The sequence below is a fragment of the Neisseria sp. LACPHL-SPEC-2024-00856 genome, from assembly GCF_047915665.1.
GTDB classification, from domain to species: Bacteria; Pseudomonadota; Gammaproteobacteria; order Burkholderiales; family Neisseriaceae; genus Neisseria; species Neisseria polysaccharea.
Genome location: NZ_JBLRPR010000008.1, coordinates 25,767 through 42,826 on the forward strand (window position 1 = coordinate 25,767; position 17,060 = coordinate 42,826).

General features: G+C 50.9%; 15 protein-coding genes and 1 other RNA gene. 7 read left to right on the forward strand and 9 right to left on the reverse strand.

What is annotated here, in order from left to right:
* Positions 1-126: 126 nt before the first annotated feature.
* Genes purD through ACNAU7_RS07860 form a run of 3 tightly spaced genes read left to right on the forward strand, consistent with a single transcriptional unit; the run spans position 127 to position 2,562 of the window.
* Positions 127-1,398, forward strand: a complete 1,272-nt coding sequence (purD, locus tag ACNAU7_RS07850) for a phosphoribosylamine--glycine ligase (protein WP_416301874.1) — start codon at positions 127-129, stop codon at positions 1,396-1,398.
* 31 nt (positions 1,399-1,429) lie between these two features.
* A complete protein-coding gene (locus tag ACNAU7_RS07855) occupies positions 1,430-2,032 on the forward strand; it encodes an L-threonylcarbamoyladenylate synthase (RefSeq protein ID WP_416301875.1) in 603 nt (200 codons plus the stop codon).
* Between the two features lie 14 nt (positions 2,033-2,046).
* Complete coding sequence (locus ACNAU7_RS07860) at positions 2,047-2,562, forward strand: hypothetical protein (protein ID WP_416301876.1); 516 nt, start codon at positions 2,047-2,049, stop codon at positions 2,560-2,562.
* 268 nt (positions 2,563-2,830) lie between these two features.
* On the opposite strand, the gene ACNAU7_RS07865 is transcribed toward ACNAU7_RS07860, so the two are convergent.
* The 7 genes from ACNAU7_RS07865 to ACNAU7_RS07895 form a co-directional block, all read right to left on the reverse strand.
* A complete protein-coding gene (locus tag ACNAU7_RS07865; RefSeq protein WP_003710766.1) occupies positions 2,831-3,271 on the reverse strand; it encodes a surface-adhesin E family protein in 441 nt (146 codons plus the stop codon).
* 231 nt (positions 3,272-3,502) lie between these two features.
* Positions 3,503-3,682, reverse strand: a complete 180-nt coding sequence (locus ACNAU7_RS07870; RefSeq protein ID WP_308073367.1) for a zf-HC2 domain-containing protein — start codon at positions 3,680-3,682, stop codon at positions 3,503-3,505.
* A gap of 5 nt (positions 3,683-3,687) precedes the next feature.
* Positions 3,688-4,275, reverse strand: coding sequence for a sigma-70 family RNA polymerase sigma factor (locus tag ACNAU7_RS07875; protein ID WP_308073366.1), 588 nt, complete (start codon positions 4,273-4,275; stop codon positions 3,688-3,690).
* 21 nt (positions 4,276-4,296) lie between these two features.
* Positions 4,297-5,043 (reverse strand): DNA-binding domain-containing protein, encoded by a 747-nt coding sequence (locus tag ACNAU7_RS07880; RefSeq protein ID WP_416301877.1) that lies wholly within the window; start codon positions 5,041-5,043, stop codon positions 4,297-4,299.
* A complete protein-coding gene (locus ACNAU7_RS07885; protein WP_411671517.1) occupies positions 5,033-5,875 on the reverse strand; it encodes a DUF692 domain-containing protein in 843 nt (280 codons plus the stop codon). The genes ACNAU7_RS07880 and ACNAU7_RS07885 overlap by 11 nt, the downstream gene beginning before the upstream one ends.
* Before the next feature lie 117 nt (positions 5,876-5,992).
* Positions 5,993-6,301, reverse strand: a complete 309-nt coding sequence (locus ACNAU7_RS07890; protein WP_003688122.1) for a hypothetical protein — start codon at positions 6,299-6,301, stop codon at positions 5,993-5,995.
* Positions 6,302-6,374: 73 nt separating this feature from the next.
* The gene (locus tag ACNAU7_RS07895; RefSeq protein WP_003710760.1) at positions 6,375-6,824 is read right to left on the reverse strand and encodes a DoxX family protein; all 450 of its coding nucleotides are present in this window, start codon (positions 6,822-6,824) and stop codon (positions 6,375-6,377) included.
* Between the two features lie 273 nt (positions 6,825-7,097).
* On the opposite strand from ACNAU7_RS07895, the gene ACNAU7_RS07900 reads away from it, so the two are divergent.
* The 4 genes from ACNAU7_RS07900 (at position 7,098) to rnpB (ending at position 10,338) form a co-directional block, all read left to right on the forward strand.
* Positions 7,098-7,586, forward strand: a complete 489-nt coding sequence (locus ACNAU7_RS07900; protein WP_416301878.1) for an Imm26 family immunity protein — start codon at positions 7,098-7,100, stop codon at positions 7,584-7,586.
* Between the two features lie 214 nt (positions 7,587-7,800).
* On the forward strand, positions 7,801-8,694 hold the full coding sequence (locus ACNAU7_RS07905; RefSeq protein ID WP_416301879.1) for a patatin-like phospholipase family protein: 894 nt from the start codon (positions 7,801-7,803) through the stop codon (positions 8,692-8,694).
* Between the two features lie 102 nt (positions 8,695-8,796).
* Positions 8,797-9,900, forward strand: coding sequence for a peptide chain release factor 2 (gene prfB, locus ACNAU7_RS07910; protein ID WP_118779603.1), 1,104 nt, complete (start codon positions 8,797-8,799; stop codon positions 9,898-9,900).
* 78 nt (positions 9,901-9,978) lie between these two features.
* Positions 9,979-10,338, forward strand: an RNA gene (gene rnpB, locus ACNAU7_RS07915) — RNase P RNA component class A.
* 487 nt (positions 10,339-10,825) lie between these two features.
* Here the strand turns inward: rnpB and ACNAU7_RS07920 are convergent.
* Together ACNAU7_RS07920 and ACNAU7_RS07925 are read right to left on the reverse strand one after the other, a co-directional pair.
* Entirely contained in the window at positions 10,826-12,283 is a 1,458-nt protein-coding gene (locus ACNAU7_RS07920) for an MFS transporter (RefSeq protein ID WP_416301880.1), read from the reverse strand.
* Positions 12,284-12,856: 573 nt separating this feature from the next.
* Positions 12,857-17,026, reverse strand: coding sequence for a translocation/assembly module TamB domain-containing protein (locus ACNAU7_RS07925; RefSeq protein WP_416301881.1), 4,170 nt, complete (start codon positions 17,024-17,026; stop codon positions 12,857-12,859).
* Between the last annotated feature and the right edge of the window lie 34 nt (positions 17,027-17,060).

Below are 17,060 nucleotides of genomic sequence, written 5' to 3' on the forward strand. Positions count from 1 at the left end.
TTGAATAGGTTGCAGAGTGGAATGAAGCGGTCTTTTGTTTGATTCCACTAAAATTTATTCAAATGGGATAAAAGTCCCCTTGTGTCGAGTTTTTTGTTAAAAGTACATATTTGTCAAGGAGATGGTATGAAACTGCTGGTTATCGGTAATGGCGGTCGCGAACATGCGCTAGCTTGGAAATTGGCGCAGTCGCCCAAAGTGGAAACAGTATTTGTTGCGCCCGGTAATGCCGGTACGGCAATTGAACCTAAATTGCAAAACATCGCCTTGACTGCGCATCAGGATTTGATTGAATTCTGCCGCAAAGAAAATATTGCTTTTACCGTCGTTGGCCCTGAAGCGCCTTTGGCGGCGGGTATTGTGGATGATTTCCGTGCTGTAGGGCTGAAAATATTTGGTCCGACACAATATGCGGCTCAGTTGGAAAGTTCTAAAGATTTCGCCAAAGCATTTATGGCGAAATACAATATCCCGACCGCGCAATACCAAACCTTTGAAAATGCCGATGCTGCACACGATTACGTCAATCAGAAAGGTGCGCCTATCGTTATCAAAGCCGATGGTTTGGCGGCAGGTAAAGGCGTGATTGTGGCGATAACTTTGGATGAGGCGCACGCCGCGATTGACGATATGCTGCTGGGTAATAAAATGGGCAATGCCGGCGCGCGCGTTGTGATTGAAGATTTCCTGCAAGGCGAAGAAGCGAGCTTTATCGTTATGGTTGATGGCAATCATGTATTGCCTATGGCGACCAGTCAAGACCACAAACGTCTTTTAGACGGAGACAAAGGTCCGAATACGGGCGGTATGGGTGCGTACAGTCCCGCGCCTGTGGTAACGCCTGCTGTGTACGAGCGTGCGATGAACGAGATTATTTTGTCGACCGTAGCGGGGATGAAAGCGGAAGGATATGAGTTCACTGGTTTCCTGTACGCAGGTTTGATGATTGATAAAAACGGCGCACCCTATACGATTGAGTTTAACTGCCGTTTCGGCGATCCTGAAACCCAGCCGATTATGAGTCGTCTGAGCAGCGACTTGGCGGATTTGGTCGAGGCGGCAATAGACGGCAAACTCGATAGCGTAACCGCAGAATGGAATCCGCAAACTGCCGTAGGCGTGGTGCTGGCGGCACAAAATTATCCCGAAACGCCTAAAAAAGGCGATGTTATTTCCGGTCTGGATGCCGCCAACCAAATCGGCAAAGTATTCCATGCTGGCACAACGGCAAATGGGAAAGGTGACGTATTGACCAACGGCGGCCGCGTATTGTGCGTTGTAGGATTGGGCGACGATGTGGTGCAAGCCAAAGCCAAGGCGTATGGCGCATTGGAAAAAATCAGCTTTGACGGGATGCAATACCGTAAAGACATTGCCGATAAAGCGATTAACCGTTAATTAGAAAGAGGATGATGCCGTCTGAAGCCAAGTGACTGATACGCTTCAGACGGCATTTTATATTATGTTATTTCCGAGAATTATCGCAGCATCAGCGCAACGTAAGTTAAGCGTTTATTTGAAAAAAGGCGGTTTGGTCGCTTATCCGACCGAATCTTGTTATGGTTTGGGGTGTCTTCCGACATTAGCCAAAGCACTCGGTAAGTTGGCACATTTGAAAAAAAGGCCGCAACACAAGGGTATGATTGTCATCGGGAATCAATTTGAACAGTTGCAGCCTTTACTTCAAATGCCGTCTGAAAGTTTGCAGGCTATGCTTAGAAAAGAATGGCCTGCTCCTAAGACTTTCCTATTGTTGGCTAAATCTGGCATATTACCTGAATTGCGTGGTAAGAGGCGTAATAAGTTGGCAGTCAGGGTTCCCGATCATGATGGAGCAAGACGTTTGTGTCAGATATTGGGTATGCCTTTAGTTTCTACCTCATGCAATAGGGCGGGCAAACGCGCGTGTCGGACGGAGAGGGAAGTCAGAAGGCAATTCGGACGCGATGTGTGGACTGTTGGTGGGAGAATCGGCCGGCAGAAATCGCCGAGTCAGATTATCGACGGGGAAACAGGTAAACGTTTGCGTTAGATATGGGTACTTGAATGAAAACTTTTTTGCATACACAAAGAAAAAATTTTTCGGATGGTATTTCTCTACATGATTGTTATTGCACAGAGATAAAGGTAGAAGGACACAACGTTTGCTTTGATTTTGAGGACGGTTTTATCGTTCTGAACAACAATCCAAACAATCAAGCGGGAAAGCATCTGAAAACAGATTTTTCCCGTGTTGTTTTAACCCATGAAAATGAAAACGCCGAAGATGATTATTTGGTCGATATTTTTGAAGACATCATTTTTTTAGGGAAACGTTTGTTTACGGTCAGAAAATTTCTTGATTTTTCTGAATTGCTTGAGATGGTCAATACACAAGATTATTTTCTTGAGTTTCTGTATTTGTATGAGTGTATCGGTGTCAAAACAAGCGATTATTTTTTAGAGACTGTGTTGGTTACGGGACGGAGCCGAGAATGTAAGAAATGCTTTATCAAAATTATGGGGGCAAGCAGTTTTGTGTATCAATGGAACAATTTACGTTTGGATAGTGAAATTGTATAGCAGGTTTATATAGTGGATTAAATTTAAACCAGTACGGCGTTACCTCGCCTTGCCGTACTATTTGTACTGTCTGCGGCTTCGTCGCCTTGTCCTGATTTTTGTTAATCCACTATATTTCGGATAGAAGCCGATTTTAAAAAATAATATGGATAACTTTGTGGATAATTTTCATGAAATGGCAAAATGCCGTCCGAAATGCTGATATTTCAGTATTTCAGACGGCATTTTTATGATAAGGTTTGTGGGTAAGTTTGTGTATAAGTTACAATCAGAGTTTTTTTCCGCATACGGTTTCATATTGTTTTTCGGTTAATGTCCCGGACAGGATGCTCATCGGGCGGAGGGAAGAGGCTGTGTAGCTTTGTGTGGAAATTTCTGTGTTTTTTGTATCAAACAACTGTAGCGAACTTAAGCGGTATGTTTTGTTGTTGCAATGGATTTCCCACTCGGCAATGGCAGTCTTGTATGCGGGGGTGTTGGCAAAACGTTCTTGTTTTAGATTGGTAACAACTTTTTTATCTTGGAAAATCATCAGATTTCCGTTTTTTCTCACGCTGTCTTTATTGATATATGTATGAATATTGCCGTTTGAGATTGTGCCGATATTTTCCCATCGGGCAGACTTGTCCGGTGTGCTGCAGGCGGTTAGCAATATAGGGAGTAAAACGAAAGATAGGAAGATTGGGCGCATTGGGGTTTCCTTAATCATTGAAATCCGCTTATTCAGAAAGAACGGGTTGGGCGGGGGGAGTAATGCCGTCTGTGAAATGAGGCAAATATGGCAAATTGATGCAGCCTTCGTGTTTTGCGTATTTATACATTCCGTATGGAGGGGTATGCTGCTTTTGAAGTGTGTATTATGGATGAACTGCCGATAACAGTAAATCGGTTTGATTTGTTTCCGTCAGCTTATGCCGTCTGAAGCCCTTTCAGACGGCATTTATTTTGAAGTTCTGGTTGTTTTTGCCAGTGATATTTTGATGGTTTGAAGCTGTCTTTTATATTCCCGGCAATGCGGGCAGAACAGTAGGTGTGTGTATATGGAAATCTTCTCGCACGGGGTGGTTTCCCGTTCCTGATGTTTGGAAAGAAGCAGGGCAATATCGCGGCATTTTTTCATAATGTTTACTTCGGGTTTTTTTGGTTGAACCATTTGATTTGCAGGCATTGGCGCAATGATTCTCGGGCGCGGTGCATAATGGTGTGGTAGTTGGCCGTGCTGATACCGCACATTTGTTGTATTTCGCCGGATGAAAAACCGAGTATTTCCTTCAGGGTAAATACCCGTGCGGTGTTTTCAGGCAGGTTGTATAGGCAGCTTTGCAGAATTTTTTGAAATTCGTTGTTATTTAATGATTTTTCCGGAGTGTTCCAATGTTGCGGCTGCCCTTCCGGCGTCCAATGCCCGTTTTGGGAAAAATGGCTTTCAAATGCTTCATCCAGCAGCTCGTCATCCAGTGCGGTAAAGACTTTCCTCTGCCTCCCGATTTGACGTAATGCGTCAATAATTTTGTTTTTCAATATGGCAAAAAGCCAGCTGTTGACAAGCGCCCTGCCTTGAAAACTGTCGCCTGCGCTGTATGCGGACAGCAATGTTTCCTGCACTAAATCTTCAGCCAAATCAGGGTGGTCGGGCAACTGGAGTCGCGCAAAATGCAGAAGCAGTTTGCGCGACTCCATTAATTCGGCATCGGTCAGGTCGGGTAGCGGCATAGTATCGGGAACAAGGTAATTTTATGCGGATAGATGGTTTTGGCCCGGGTAATTGCCTTCCATATTTTCGGATATGGCGGATAAGGAGGGGATGATAATCCTTTGTTCAATCCAGCCTGACCATTTCCCAAGCAAAATATTTTTCCAATTATCGTCCTCAGGCATAAATTCGACAAGGGTTTGGGCGAGGGTGTCAAACGAAAGCGCGGAGGAACCCATTATTTCTAGCAGCATCATATCGAAGCCGTCCAATGTTTGGTACATCACATTATCTTCGGCGTTTCGCCATATTAACAAGGCTGTTTCCGCTTCATGCAAATCATCGGTAACATCATATCGATATTGCCGGATAAAGGCCGCAGGGGAAGGTGTGTATTTGCTGTCATTTGAATAATGAATGTCGGGAATATCCGGAATTTGAGCAACTTCTGCCAGCAATTGGGTATATTCAAAATCCATCAGTGCCAAAATGCCGTCTGAAAGCGGCAGGCTTTGGCAATATTGTAGGAACTCGCCGGGGATTTCTTGAAAATAGGGCGTTTGGGCGTGCGCGTCGCGGACGAAACCTTCTTTCAGACGACTCCATTCTTCGCTGTCAAAGTATTGCCGCGTTTCGGTATAGCAGCGGTCGATAAAGCTGTGGATATTGTTGCGTATCAGGCGGATATAGACGTTCAGTCGGTCTTGCGGCAGACCGTCTGCGGCTTCGCCCCCGCGTATGGCTTGGGCGAAACGGTGCTGGTATTGGGCAGAGGTTTCAGGCTGCACGGCGGCATTCCTTTCCGGCACGCGTTTGATAATCGGCGATTTTGGCGACTTCGGCTTCGAGTTCGGCAAAAGGCGGGAAATTAAAATCGCGTTCCAACAGGGTGGGCGGAATCGTCGGCAGCTTGGCATAGGCAAGTTCGAGCAAGTCCCAAACAGTCGGCAAAACTGCCGCGCCATGTGTATCAATCAACAATTCCGGCGTTTCCACGTCATGTCCGGCAATATGGATATAGCACACGCGATCTGCGTCAACGTTTTTCAAAAAAGCCTCCGGCGACAACAGACCGTGATTGACGGCGTTGACGTAGATATTGTTCACGTCCAGATGAATGCCGCAATCGGCCTCACGTGCAACCGCGTTGAGGAACTCGACCTCGTTCATCTCGGCAAGCGGGGAATGCAGATAGTAGGACGTGTTTTCCACGGCGATGCGGCAGCCCAAACGGTCTTGCACTTCGCGGATACGCCGCGCCGTATGATGCACCATTTCCTCGGTAAAGGGCAGCGGCAACAAATCGTAAAGATGACCGCCGTCGTGGCAGTAGCTCAAATGGTCGGAGAAAAACGTGCAATCGTAACGGCGCATCATTTCTTTGATGCCGTCTATCAAATCAGTATCCAGCGGGGCTTGCCCGCCCAGCGACATAGACAATCCGTGCAACGCCAGCGGCAGCCGTTCCGCCACGCGATCAAACTGTTTGCGCGCCCTGCCGCCCATTTTCAGCCAGTTTTCCGGTGCGGCTTCGATAAAGCATATCGGGCTGTTTTCGGAAAGCGAGAGAAAGTCTTCCGCCAAGTCGCGGCGGTAGCCCAAGCCTGCGTGTTGAATCATATTTTTACCCGGTTCGGATGGCACAAAAGAATAATGTGCTTGTTTAAAAAAATCTTTGTTTGCCGTTAAAAAAGCCGCATTTTACTGAAAAACGCGGCTTGGTTTGAAGGGGCGGGATTATTTAGAACCGCATTTGCCTTCGCCGCATTTGCCTTCGGCAGATTTGGCTTTGGCTTTAGATGCTTTGGTGTGTTTGTGGGCTTTTTTTACGGTTGCACCGCATTTGCCCTCGCCGCATTTGCCTTCGCCTGCTTTAGAAGCAGCCGCGCCGCACGAACCTTCGGCAGATTTGGACGCGCCGCAAGAGCCTTGGGCGGATTTTTGAACGCCTGTTGCGTTGCTTGCCGGTTTGTCGGCGGCAACGGCGCCGGCGGCCAAAGACAGGGATAAAGCACCGGCGAGTGCGGCAGCAATGTTTTTGTTCATTTCTATTTCCTTTTCAGAATATCAAGTTAACGAGATAAGGTTGGAATGTTTAAAGTCAGATTCCACGACTGAATCAATCTTGTTTCAGACGGCATCGGGGGCAAAACCGTTTTTTCAGCAGCGTATCCAGCGACCATCCGCCCGCACCCTGCAAAAGCAGCGGGATTAATACCACGATATAAATTAAAGCCATTTTATAACCGTTGTCGCAGACATTGTAACCTGAACCGGCGTGAACCGCAGCCCAAGCGACGGCGGTAACGACCATCAGCCCCAATGCCGACAGGCGCGTTGCCAAACCCAAAAGCAACAGTACGGGCAGCAAAAGCTCCGCATACATAGCGAGATTCCAGTTTAACGCGTCCGGCAGTAAGTTGAACGGGAATGGGAATTGATCGTTGATTTCGGAAAACCAATTCTCCCCGTTCCATTTTTGCAAACCCGATTCCAAAAATTCATATGCGGCAAACAGACGCAAAACCAGCATAGCGGATGCCGTCTGCCAAGTTGTTCCGATTTTCATAAGTATTCCTATTTTGGTTCTGTTGATACCCCATTAGACGGATTTTGTCGGAAAAACTGACACTCGGCAGCCAACAATTTAACAAGTTAATGAATATAAAAAGAAAGTATTTTGACGGAAAGAAAGGGAAAAAGGCGGGATATTTGGATAACGGCGGTGTTGTGAGATAATTCCCGCCTTGGATGGTATGCTTTCAAATGTTAATCCCGACAACAACAAAACGGGACTACTCGATGATAATTTATCAAATAAATCACATTAAAAATAATCAATATGGATAAGGGCGTAAAAAAATACGGAAAAATCTATGAAATCTCGCTCCCAAATGGGAAATTTACTTACATATGTAGGGTGAGGCAATACGAGTTTGGTATTTTTGACTATCTCTCGGAAAAGACAGCCAATATGGATGAGCTTCTTTCTGTTGGGTTTAAGACTTATAAATCCTGTATAGAAACAGCCATAAGAAAGAAGATTTGGAAACTGATAGGGCAAGTTGATTTAGAGAAAGAAAATATAATATATCCAGATTTAGCGATTTTCTTATCATACAATAAAGAACTTTTTATTAGACAATCAAGAGTAATGAGAAACGGAAATTCTTTGGTAGTTTCTCAAAAAGATTATATAGACTTACTAAAGCGAGGGTATATATTTGGTTTCTTTGACGATTACAAAATCTTTGAACTCTGGCTGTCTAGTAATGTGGAAAATTATCCAGAAAGTGAAGGCATATTTCCTTTGCCATCTCAGTATTTATAGGGGCAACGGCCTATGTCGCTGGAAAATGAAACTATTGATGGTGGCTTCGATCATTCATATGACCCCAACAATTACAATTTCCGTAAAGGAAAAAAAGAAAATATTAATTTTGATGATGACTTAACAAAGCCCCTTTCGCTTGGCTGTCAAAGGAGATTGTTAAGAAAAGCAATCCCCCCTTTGACGGGATGCGATATATAAAGGAATGGAAAATATGGTAACGTTTTCAAAAATCAGACCACTTTTGGCAATCGCCGCCGCCGCGTTGCTTGCCGCCTGCGGTATGGCGGGAAACAATGCCGCCCGCAAGCCGGTGCAAACCGCCAAACCCGCCGCAGTGGTCGGTTTGGCACTCGGTGGCGGAGCATCTAAAGGATTTGCCCATATAGGCATTATTAAGGTTTTGAAAGAAAACGGTATTCCTGTAAAAGTAGTAACCGGCACATCGGCAGGTTCGATAGTCGGCAGCCTTTTTGCATCGGGTATGTCGCCCGACCGCCTCGAATTGGAAGCCGAAATTTTAGGTAAAACCGATTTGGTCGATTTAACCTTGTCCACCAGTGGTTTTATCAAAGGCGAAAAGCTGCAAAATTACATCAACCGAAAAGTCGGCGGCAGGCAGATTCAGCAGTTTCCCATCAAATTTGCCGCCGTTGCCACTGATTTTGAAACCGGCAAAGCCGTCGTTTTTAATCAGGGGAATGCCGGGCAGGCTGTGCGCGCTTCCGCCGCCATTCCCAATGTATTCCAACCCGTTATCATCAGCGGACACAAATATGTTGACGGCGGTCTGTCGCAGCCCGTGCCCGTCAGTGCCGCCAAACATCAGGGTGCGAATTTTGTGATTGCCGTCGATATTTCCGCACGCCCGAGCAAAAATGTCGGTCAAGGGTTCTTCTCTTATCTCGATCAGACGCTGAACGTGATGAGCGTTTCCGCGTTGCAAAATGAGTTGGGGCAGGCAAATGTCGTCATCAAACCGCAGGTGTTGGATTTGGGTGCAGTCGGCGGATTCGATCAGAAAAAACGCGCCATCCGGTTGGGCGAGGAGGCAGCGCGTGCCGCATTGCCTGAAATCAAACGTAAACTGGCGGCATACCGTTATTGACGCTATGCCGTCTGAACGTGTTTCCGGAAGGCTTTATCCATAGAAAAAAATACCCGAATCCCGTACAATACGCCCCTAAAATTTTGAAAGAACAAAAGAATCATGGAATCCGAAGTAATCAATCAGCTCAACAACACCCTGAACGATTTGGAAAAGCGCAGCGAAGACATCCGCGTCTATATGGACTATCAGGGCAAGAAAGACCGATTGGAAGAAGTCGTCGGACTTTCCGAAGACCCCGAACTTTGGAACGACCCGAAACGCGCCCAAGAAATCGGCAAAGAGCGCAAAATCCTCGAAGGCATCGTGTTGACGCTGGACAACATCGCTTCGGGCATCGAAGACAACCGCATGCTGATTGAAATGACCGTCGAAGAAAACGACGAAGAAGGTTTCGCCGCCGTGCAGGAAGACGTGGCGGGGCTGGAAAAACAGATGGCGGATTTGGAGTTCAAACGGATGTTCAACCAGCCCGCCGACCCGAACAACTGCTTTATCGACATCACCGCAGGCGCAGGCGGTACGGAAGCGGAAGACTGGGCGGGTATGCTGTTCCGTATGTACAGCCGCTACGCCGAGCGCAAAGGCTTCAAAATCGAAATCCTTGAGGAAGACGACGGCGAAATCGCAGGCATCAACCGCGCCACTATCCGAGTGGAAGGCGAATACGCTTATGGTTTGCTGCGTACCGAAACCGGCGTTCACCGCTTGGTGCGCTATTCGCCGTTTGACTCGAACAACAAACGCCATACCTCGTTTGCCTCGGTGTTCGTTTACCCTGAAATCGACGATTCCATCGAAATCGAAATCAACCCCGCCGATTTGCGTATCGACACCTACCGCGCATCGGGCGCGGGCGGTCAGCACATCAACAAAACCGACTCCGCCGTGCGTATTACCCACGAGCCGACGGGGATTGTGGTGCAATGTCAAAACGACCGTTCGCAACACGCCAACAAAGCCGCCGCGATGGAAATGTTGAAATCCAAACTGTACGAATTGGAAATGCGTAAACGCAACGAAGAGAAACAGGCATTGGAAGAAGGTAAGTCAGATGTGGGTTGGGGCAGCCAAATCCGTTCGTATGTTTTGGATTCCTCGCGCATCAAAGATTTACGCACAGGCTACGAAGTCGGCAACACCAAAGCCGTATTGGACGGAGATTTGGACGGCTTTATCGAAGCCAGCCTGAAACAGGGCGTGTAGTTTGAACCGTATGCCGTCTGAAGCATTTTGTGTTTCAGACGGCATTTTTGCGTTTCGTGTTATAATCCGCGCCGCACACGGGACGGGCAGACAGTCGCCGCGTATCGCGTAAGGCATACGGGGAGGAAAGTCCGGGCTCCGCAGGGTAGAATGCCGGTTAACGGCCGGGCGCGGTAACGCGACGGAAAGTGGAACAGAAAGCAAAACCGCCGATGGCTGCTTTGGCAGCACAGGCAAGGGTGAAAAGGTGCGGTAAGGGCGCACCGCGCATTTGGTAACAATATGCGGCAGGCCAAACCCCATTCGGAGCAAGACCAAACAGAACGCAATGACGCTGCCCGCCGAGCGTTCGGGTAGGTTGCTTGAGCATACCGGCAACGGTATGCCTAGAGGAATGACTGTCCGAGACAGAACCCGGCTTACCGCCCGTCCGGTGTGCATCCGACACGCAAATGCCGTCTGAAACCTGAAATACGGTTCAGACGGCATTTTTATAGTGAATTAACAAAAACCAGTACAGCGTTGGCTCGCCTTAGCTCAAAGAGAACGATTCTCTAAGGTGCTGAAGCACCAAGTGAATCGGTTCCGTACTATTTGTACTGTCTGCAGCTTCGTCGCCTTGTCCTGATTTTTGTTAATCCACTATATATTTCGTTGATGCGGCTCTGATGAGTCGGACAAAATGCCTTTTTTCAATGAAACCAAACTGTTTCCATACAAACGGAAATCAGCGGCTTTTCCTTGCAAACAGACGGAATCGGGCGGGTATTCAAATGGTAATCGGCAGGTTCCGGCCGGCTGCCGGGGCGGTTATTTCAGGGGGGGGGCGGAAGCCTGTCCTGCCGGATGGAAACGGTTTGGTTTCATTATGCGGAAAAAATGCCGTCTGAAGGGTTCAGACGGCATCGGCGCATCGGGGCGGGACTCAGTCTGCGCCTTCGAGCATTTTGTTCAATTTGGGGACGAGCAGGAGCAGCAGGAAGCCTGTGGCTGCGCCGATGTAGAACAGCAGCCGGTAGAAGCCGATTTCGTCGCCGGCCTGATAGCCTTTTTCAAACAATACGCCGCCCAAAGTGAAGCCTAATGAAAAGGCAAGGAAATTAAGGGCGACCATTTGGGTTTTGAATAAAGGCGGTGCGATTTTGGTGGAGATGGACAGCGCAATCGGAGAAATCATCAGCTCGCCTATCGTGATGGCGAGGACGATCAGTGCGAAAACCGCAATAGGCATAGGCGTGCCGGAGGAAATAAAGGGGACGAATCCCAAAAACGACGCTCCGGTAACAAATACCGCCATAGCGAATTTCAGCGGGGTTTTGGGCTGTTTGCGCCCCATTTTTGTCCACATTGCCGCCATGAGTCCGGAAAACAGGATGACCCACAGGCTTTGCATAGAATCTTTCCAGGCGACGGGTACGGTAAACGAACCGATGGTGCGGTTGACGGTTTCGTCGAAATAGACGGTCGCCACGGTGTAAATCTGAAACCAGACGGCCCAAAACATACAGATGGTCAGGAAAAGCGGGATGTAGGCGATGATGTGCCGTTTGTTGTCGGAACTGACGCGGGGGTTGGTTAGCAGGCGGGTAAAATAGACGATGACGGCAAGGATGACGGTAGATAAGAGGATGCCGGAGAAATTGTCGAGGTTGACAAGCCCGGTTTTGATGGAGGCGGCAAGCGCGACGATGAGGGCGATGCCGACGGCGGCCGCAGTTTTGCCTTGTCCTTTTGAAAGCGGATGGGGGACGGTGGGGTGGGGCAGGTTTTTACGTCCCAAGGAATAACGCCACAAGCCGAATGCCATACCGACCGCCGCCGCGCCGAAACCATAATGGAAACCGATGTTTTCCTGAAGCAGTCCGGTCAGCAGCGGACCCAGGAAGCCGCCGATATTGATGGCAATGTAGAAAATGGAAAATCCCGCATCGCGCAACGGGCGCATTTCGTCCTGTTCGTATAATGCGCCCACCATAGAACTGGCCGTAGATTTCACGCCGCCGCTGCCCAATGCGATGAATATCAGCCCGATTAAAAGGCCGTACAGGCCCGGTGCTGCGGCAAGGACGATGTGTCCGAGCATTACGACGATGCCCGAGAGGAAGAGGGTTTTTTCCGCACCCCATACGCGGTCGGCAAACCACGCGCCCAAAATGGTGGACAGGTACACGCTGCCGCTGTATGCGCCGACAATGCCGCCGGCGAGGGTTTTGTCTATGCCCAAGCCGCCTTTGTCGGCGGTGTAGTAGAGGTAGATCAGCAGGATGCCCTGCATTCCGTAAAATGAAAAGCGTTCCCACAATTCGATATGAAAGAGGGTGGAAAGCTGGAAGGGGTGGCCGAAGAATGTTTTTTCTCCGGTGCGGGCGGGATGCCGGGACATAAAGGTTCTCCTAAAAGATTTTCTCTCAATGCCGTCTGAAACGTATGCGGACGGCGGCGGTGTTTTTTGTATGAAAATCGGTTTTTAACCGATATTTTCATTCTTTGTCAAACGATGCGCTGCCGTTTTTGCGGACGAATGTTTTTATATTTGTTTCAATTCAACGGATTGTATTTTAGAGTACGTGTTCCGATACGGCGCGGGTAAAGCCTTTTCAGTCAAGCGGCTTATCCGATAGGGCGGTTTTTACTTAGATGGAAAATCACTTCCTTATATATCCGCCACGCCGAAGGGCGCATTATAGTGGATTAACAAAAACCGGTACGGCGTTGCCTCGACTTAGCTCAAAGAGAACGATTCTCTAAGGTGCTGAAGCACCGAGTGAATCGGTTCCGTACTATTTGTACTGTCTGCGGCTTCGTCGCCTTATCCTGATTTTTGTTAATTCACTATATCGATTCTGTTCCCTTGCAGGCGGACAGTGGCGGAAAAGCAGGTTTTCAAATATCCGGTTTGGCGGCGCGCCTTTCAGACGGCATGGCGGCGGACAGTGCCATGCCGTCTGAAAACCGTTTATTTCCCTTTGCCGTTTCCGGCGGAGTCTTTTTTGTCCGAACCGAATAGGCGGTCGAAACGTATGGTGTATGTCAGCTCGCCGCCCGACGAAAGGCTGCCGATACGGGCAACCGCCTGTATGGCGCGGGTCAGCCGGTAAATCAGTTTGACGGACTGTTCCGCGCTGGAGATGCCGTATTCGTAGCCGATGTAGAGTTTGCCGGTCAGTTGTTTGCCGACGGTCAGCACCTGTTCGGCGGGGTTGAGTTCTCCGGTTTGCGCGTTGCGGCTGCGCTTGCTGGTAAAGCCCAAATCATCCACCAGCCCGATGCGGTCGTTGATTTGTCCGGCAAGCAGCGCGCCTGCGGCTGCGGACAGGGCGGCATTGTCGCCGCTGCTGCCGCTGCCGGCGCGGTTGAGGATGAGCCAGGAGAGCTTGTCTTTTTCACTCATCGGTTCGTTTGCCGTCAGCGTAATGCGCGGGCTGTTGAGGCTGCCCAATATTTCCACGCCCGCACCGACGGGGGAAAGTCGGCGTTCGGCGCGGATGTTGAGGTTGGGGTCGTTGAGCGGGCCGACAAAGGAGACCGTGCCTTTGGTAATGTCCAAATCCTGCCCGTATGCCTTATAACGCCCTTTGATGACGCGGACCGTGCCCACCCCCCGCACGTTTCCGCCCGGTTGGGCGGTCAGGGTCAGTTTGCCGCCTATGGTAACGTCCGCGCCGTAGCCGGCGAAGCGGATGCTGTCATTGAGGTCTAAAATCAGGTTCATATTGACGGGGAGCGGTGCCGCCGCCTCTTTTTTGACTTCGCCCAATACGACGACATCGTCGCCGACGGACGGCATCGAGGATTTTTGCGAACCGAACAGCCCCTGATCCGTTTTAATCATCCCGGTAACGGATATGCCTTTTTGCGGCGAATAGCGCAGGCGGGTGTTGCCGGAAACCGTCAGGCGGCGGTTGGGGCGGGACAGGATGCGGTATTTGTCGAACACCGCGCCGATATCGACATCGGGCCCGCTGTTTTCCATACCGACCGTGCCGGAGAGTTCCGCCGTTCCTTCGTGCCGGAATTTCAGGCTGTCGATTACCCATTTCCTGCCCGCGATATGCGAACGCAGCGAGCCGTTGTCCAAGATGATGCCTTGGGTTTGGTTGCGGTAATAGAGTTTGTCGCCGTTGATGCTGCCGCCCAAGTGCGGATCGGCGATGCTGCCACCGAGGGTTACGGCGGCATTCAGGCTGCCTTTGACGGTTTGTCCGACCGGTAGGAAGTTGCGGAATACTTCGGCATCGGCAACGGTCAGGTTGAGTTTCCCGCCCAGGGGCGAGGTACTGAAAGAATTACTTTGCCCGACGGTGATGTTGCCGTTGATTTTCCCGTAGTTGCTGCTGCCGTTGACGGCGACATTGACGGACGGAGAGCCGACCCGTCCGCCGATTTGCGCGGCGGCATTCAGGCTGCCGGTAATGTTTTGCGCGGCGGCGGGCAGAAAGGGCTTCAATGCGCCCAAGTCGGGAAGGGAGGCGGTAATCCTGCCGCCGAGCGGTGCATTTGCCATATTGCCGCCGAAGGCGTTGCCGATGTCCAAATCGGCGTTAATCCGCCCGAAACGCGCGCCGCCGTCAAGCAGGATTCCGATGCGGTCGTTTTGAAAGCGCGTTTTCAGGGAAAATGCGTTCAAACCCAAAGCCTGCCCGCCAGGCAATACGGCATCGCCGCTTTGCCGGCTGATATTGAGGTAGCCGCGCGCGTTGCGCCCGTAGGCGACATCCCAGTCGCCGTTTAAAACCAGATTGTGTTCGAAGGGCGGTTTGAAGAAATTGTGCAACTCGGCGATATGCAGACCGTGTGCGCCGCCTTTTGCCGATATGCCGGTTTTTTTATCCCAAGAAAAGTGTTGCAGGTTGAGGCTGCCGCCCATTGCCTGCCAATTTGCCGCACTTGCCGCCACGCGTTCCGCACCGGCTTCGAGCGTCATACGGTTTTGCAGCTTGAGGTTGAATGCGCCGCCGATGTCGAGGATGCCGATGCTGCCTTTCCATCGGGTAAGTTCCCTGTTGATGCCGCCTGAAGCGTCCAAATCGAATTTGAACGGTTTGCCATCCAGTGTCATGGCGGCGTGTGTGCGGATGCGGTGCTGCACGCCCGTGCCGTCCAGCATCAGGTCGGCGGTATCGACAACCGCCGCTCCGCCCGACAGCGAAAGGCGGCTGCCTTTGATGTCGGCGCGTATCGGGCGGCTTGTGTCGGGCGAACCTTTGAGCGTGAAATCGAGCGAACGGATGTCTGCCGCCTTGCCGATGTGCAGGTTGCGCGCCGCGCCGGAAAGGTCGGTTTCAAAGGTTCGGATGCCGCCGTCCAAATCACCGGAAAGGTGTCCGCGTACATTTAAAGACCCCGCGAGTCCGAAACCGAAACGGGATAAATCGGGTGCGGTGATATTGAGGTTAAGCCGGTCGCCTTTTTTGCCGAAGCCGCCGTCTGTTTTAATAATGTTCCGCCCCAGCCGCAAATCGACGGCGGCACGCGGAAGGTGGCGGGACTCGTAAACAATGTCGGCACTGCCGGCAATCGGTACGCTGTTGAACGTGCCGGGTAAAAACCGCATTTTGCCTGTGAATTTCTCTTTTGCCAGTTCGCCGGCAAGGTTTATTGAGCCGTTGATATTGCCTGCCGGAAGTTGCGGATCGATGCGCGAAGGGTCGAATGCGCGGGAACGGATGTCCAGCTTGAGCAGGCGGTCTTTAAACAGCTCGAGATAGCCTTGCGCGGTCAGGCTGCCTTGCCCGGCGGCGATGTTGACGGTGTCGAGCACCAGTTTCCGCTGTCCGTTTGCGGGGTCGCTTGCAATGGCGAGGCTGCCGTCCGTGCGCGCCGTGCCGATGCCGAGTTGCCAAGAGATTTTGGGCGAGGCGGTCGTGCCACCGATGCCGATGTTGCCGTCCAACCTGCCTTTGAACGCGGTTTGCAGTACGTCTTCCGCGCCGACGGAGTTGATGCCTATATTTAAATCGAGGATGTCTTTTTCGGTGTCGATTTTGCCCGACAGCCTGATGCCGCCCCGTCCGAGCAGGGCGACGGACGTATTGCCGATATGCACCGTGCCGTCCTGCCGGATGACAAAGCTGCCTAAAACCTGACGGACGGGGATGCCGTTGCGGTCGGCAAAGCCGGCTTTGGTGTTTTCCAAATCGAGCGAGCCTTCCAGCGCGATGCCGTCTGAAAACGACGGGATGGCGGTCAGGTCGAAATTCAGTCTGGCATCGGGCAGGGAAGGCACGAAGGCGGCCGGATTGATGTTGAACCCTTTGACCAGTACTTCTTCCAATGTTTTATCCAATGATTCGGCAAACGGGTGGATGACGGATTTTCCCGAGAGGCGGATATTGCCGCCGTCGATCGTCAGTTCGGCGCGCACATCCTTCAGGCTGCCGCTCAGCCGAGCCGTACTGTGTATGGTTTCGCCTTTGAGTCCGCCTTTGGTGTAAATGGCGGTATCGAGGGCAAACGGTTTTTTCAAGCCGACCGAGGCCGCCCCCGACGAACTGCTCCACGGCGTGTCGGCAGCCTTCAGGTCGAGGCGGTGTCCTTTGATGTCATAACGGTATGAAGCATCCAGCCGTTCGAGATAGACGGTTTGTTTGTCAAAGGCTTTGCCCATGCTGATTTTGCCCGTCTCGAAGCGGTCGAGATAGACGGCGGCAGGCAGGTCTATGCTGTCGGGAAGGCTGAGCGGAGGGCGTTCTTCTTTAGGCGGAGTCGGTTTGGTAACGATGGCGATGTCGCCGGCGGAAATTTCGGTAATGTGCAGGCTGCGGCGCATCAGTTCGGACGGTTTCCACGCGAAGCGGAAGCGGCTGATTTTAAGGTCTGCCCCCTCGGTTTCTATCGACCAGTTGTCGCCGTCGAAGCCGTCGAGCAGCGTGCCTTTGAGGTTTTGGGAGGAAATGTTTACGCCGAACCAAGACGGGATTTGGTACAGCCCGAAGCGCAAACCCGCTTCCGTGCCGGCGAGCCAGCCGAGGAAACATACTGCCAAAATCAGGACAGACAGCAGTGCCGCCGACAGCTTCAGCAGCGGGCGGCGTTTTTTTGCCGGCGGGGCAGGGCGGTGTTCAGACGGCATTTTGCGCGTGCCGTTTTCGGTCGGATCGGTATCTGTCGGTGCGGTATCGGTCATAATGTCTGTTTCAAAATGGTTTGCTGCAATGCCG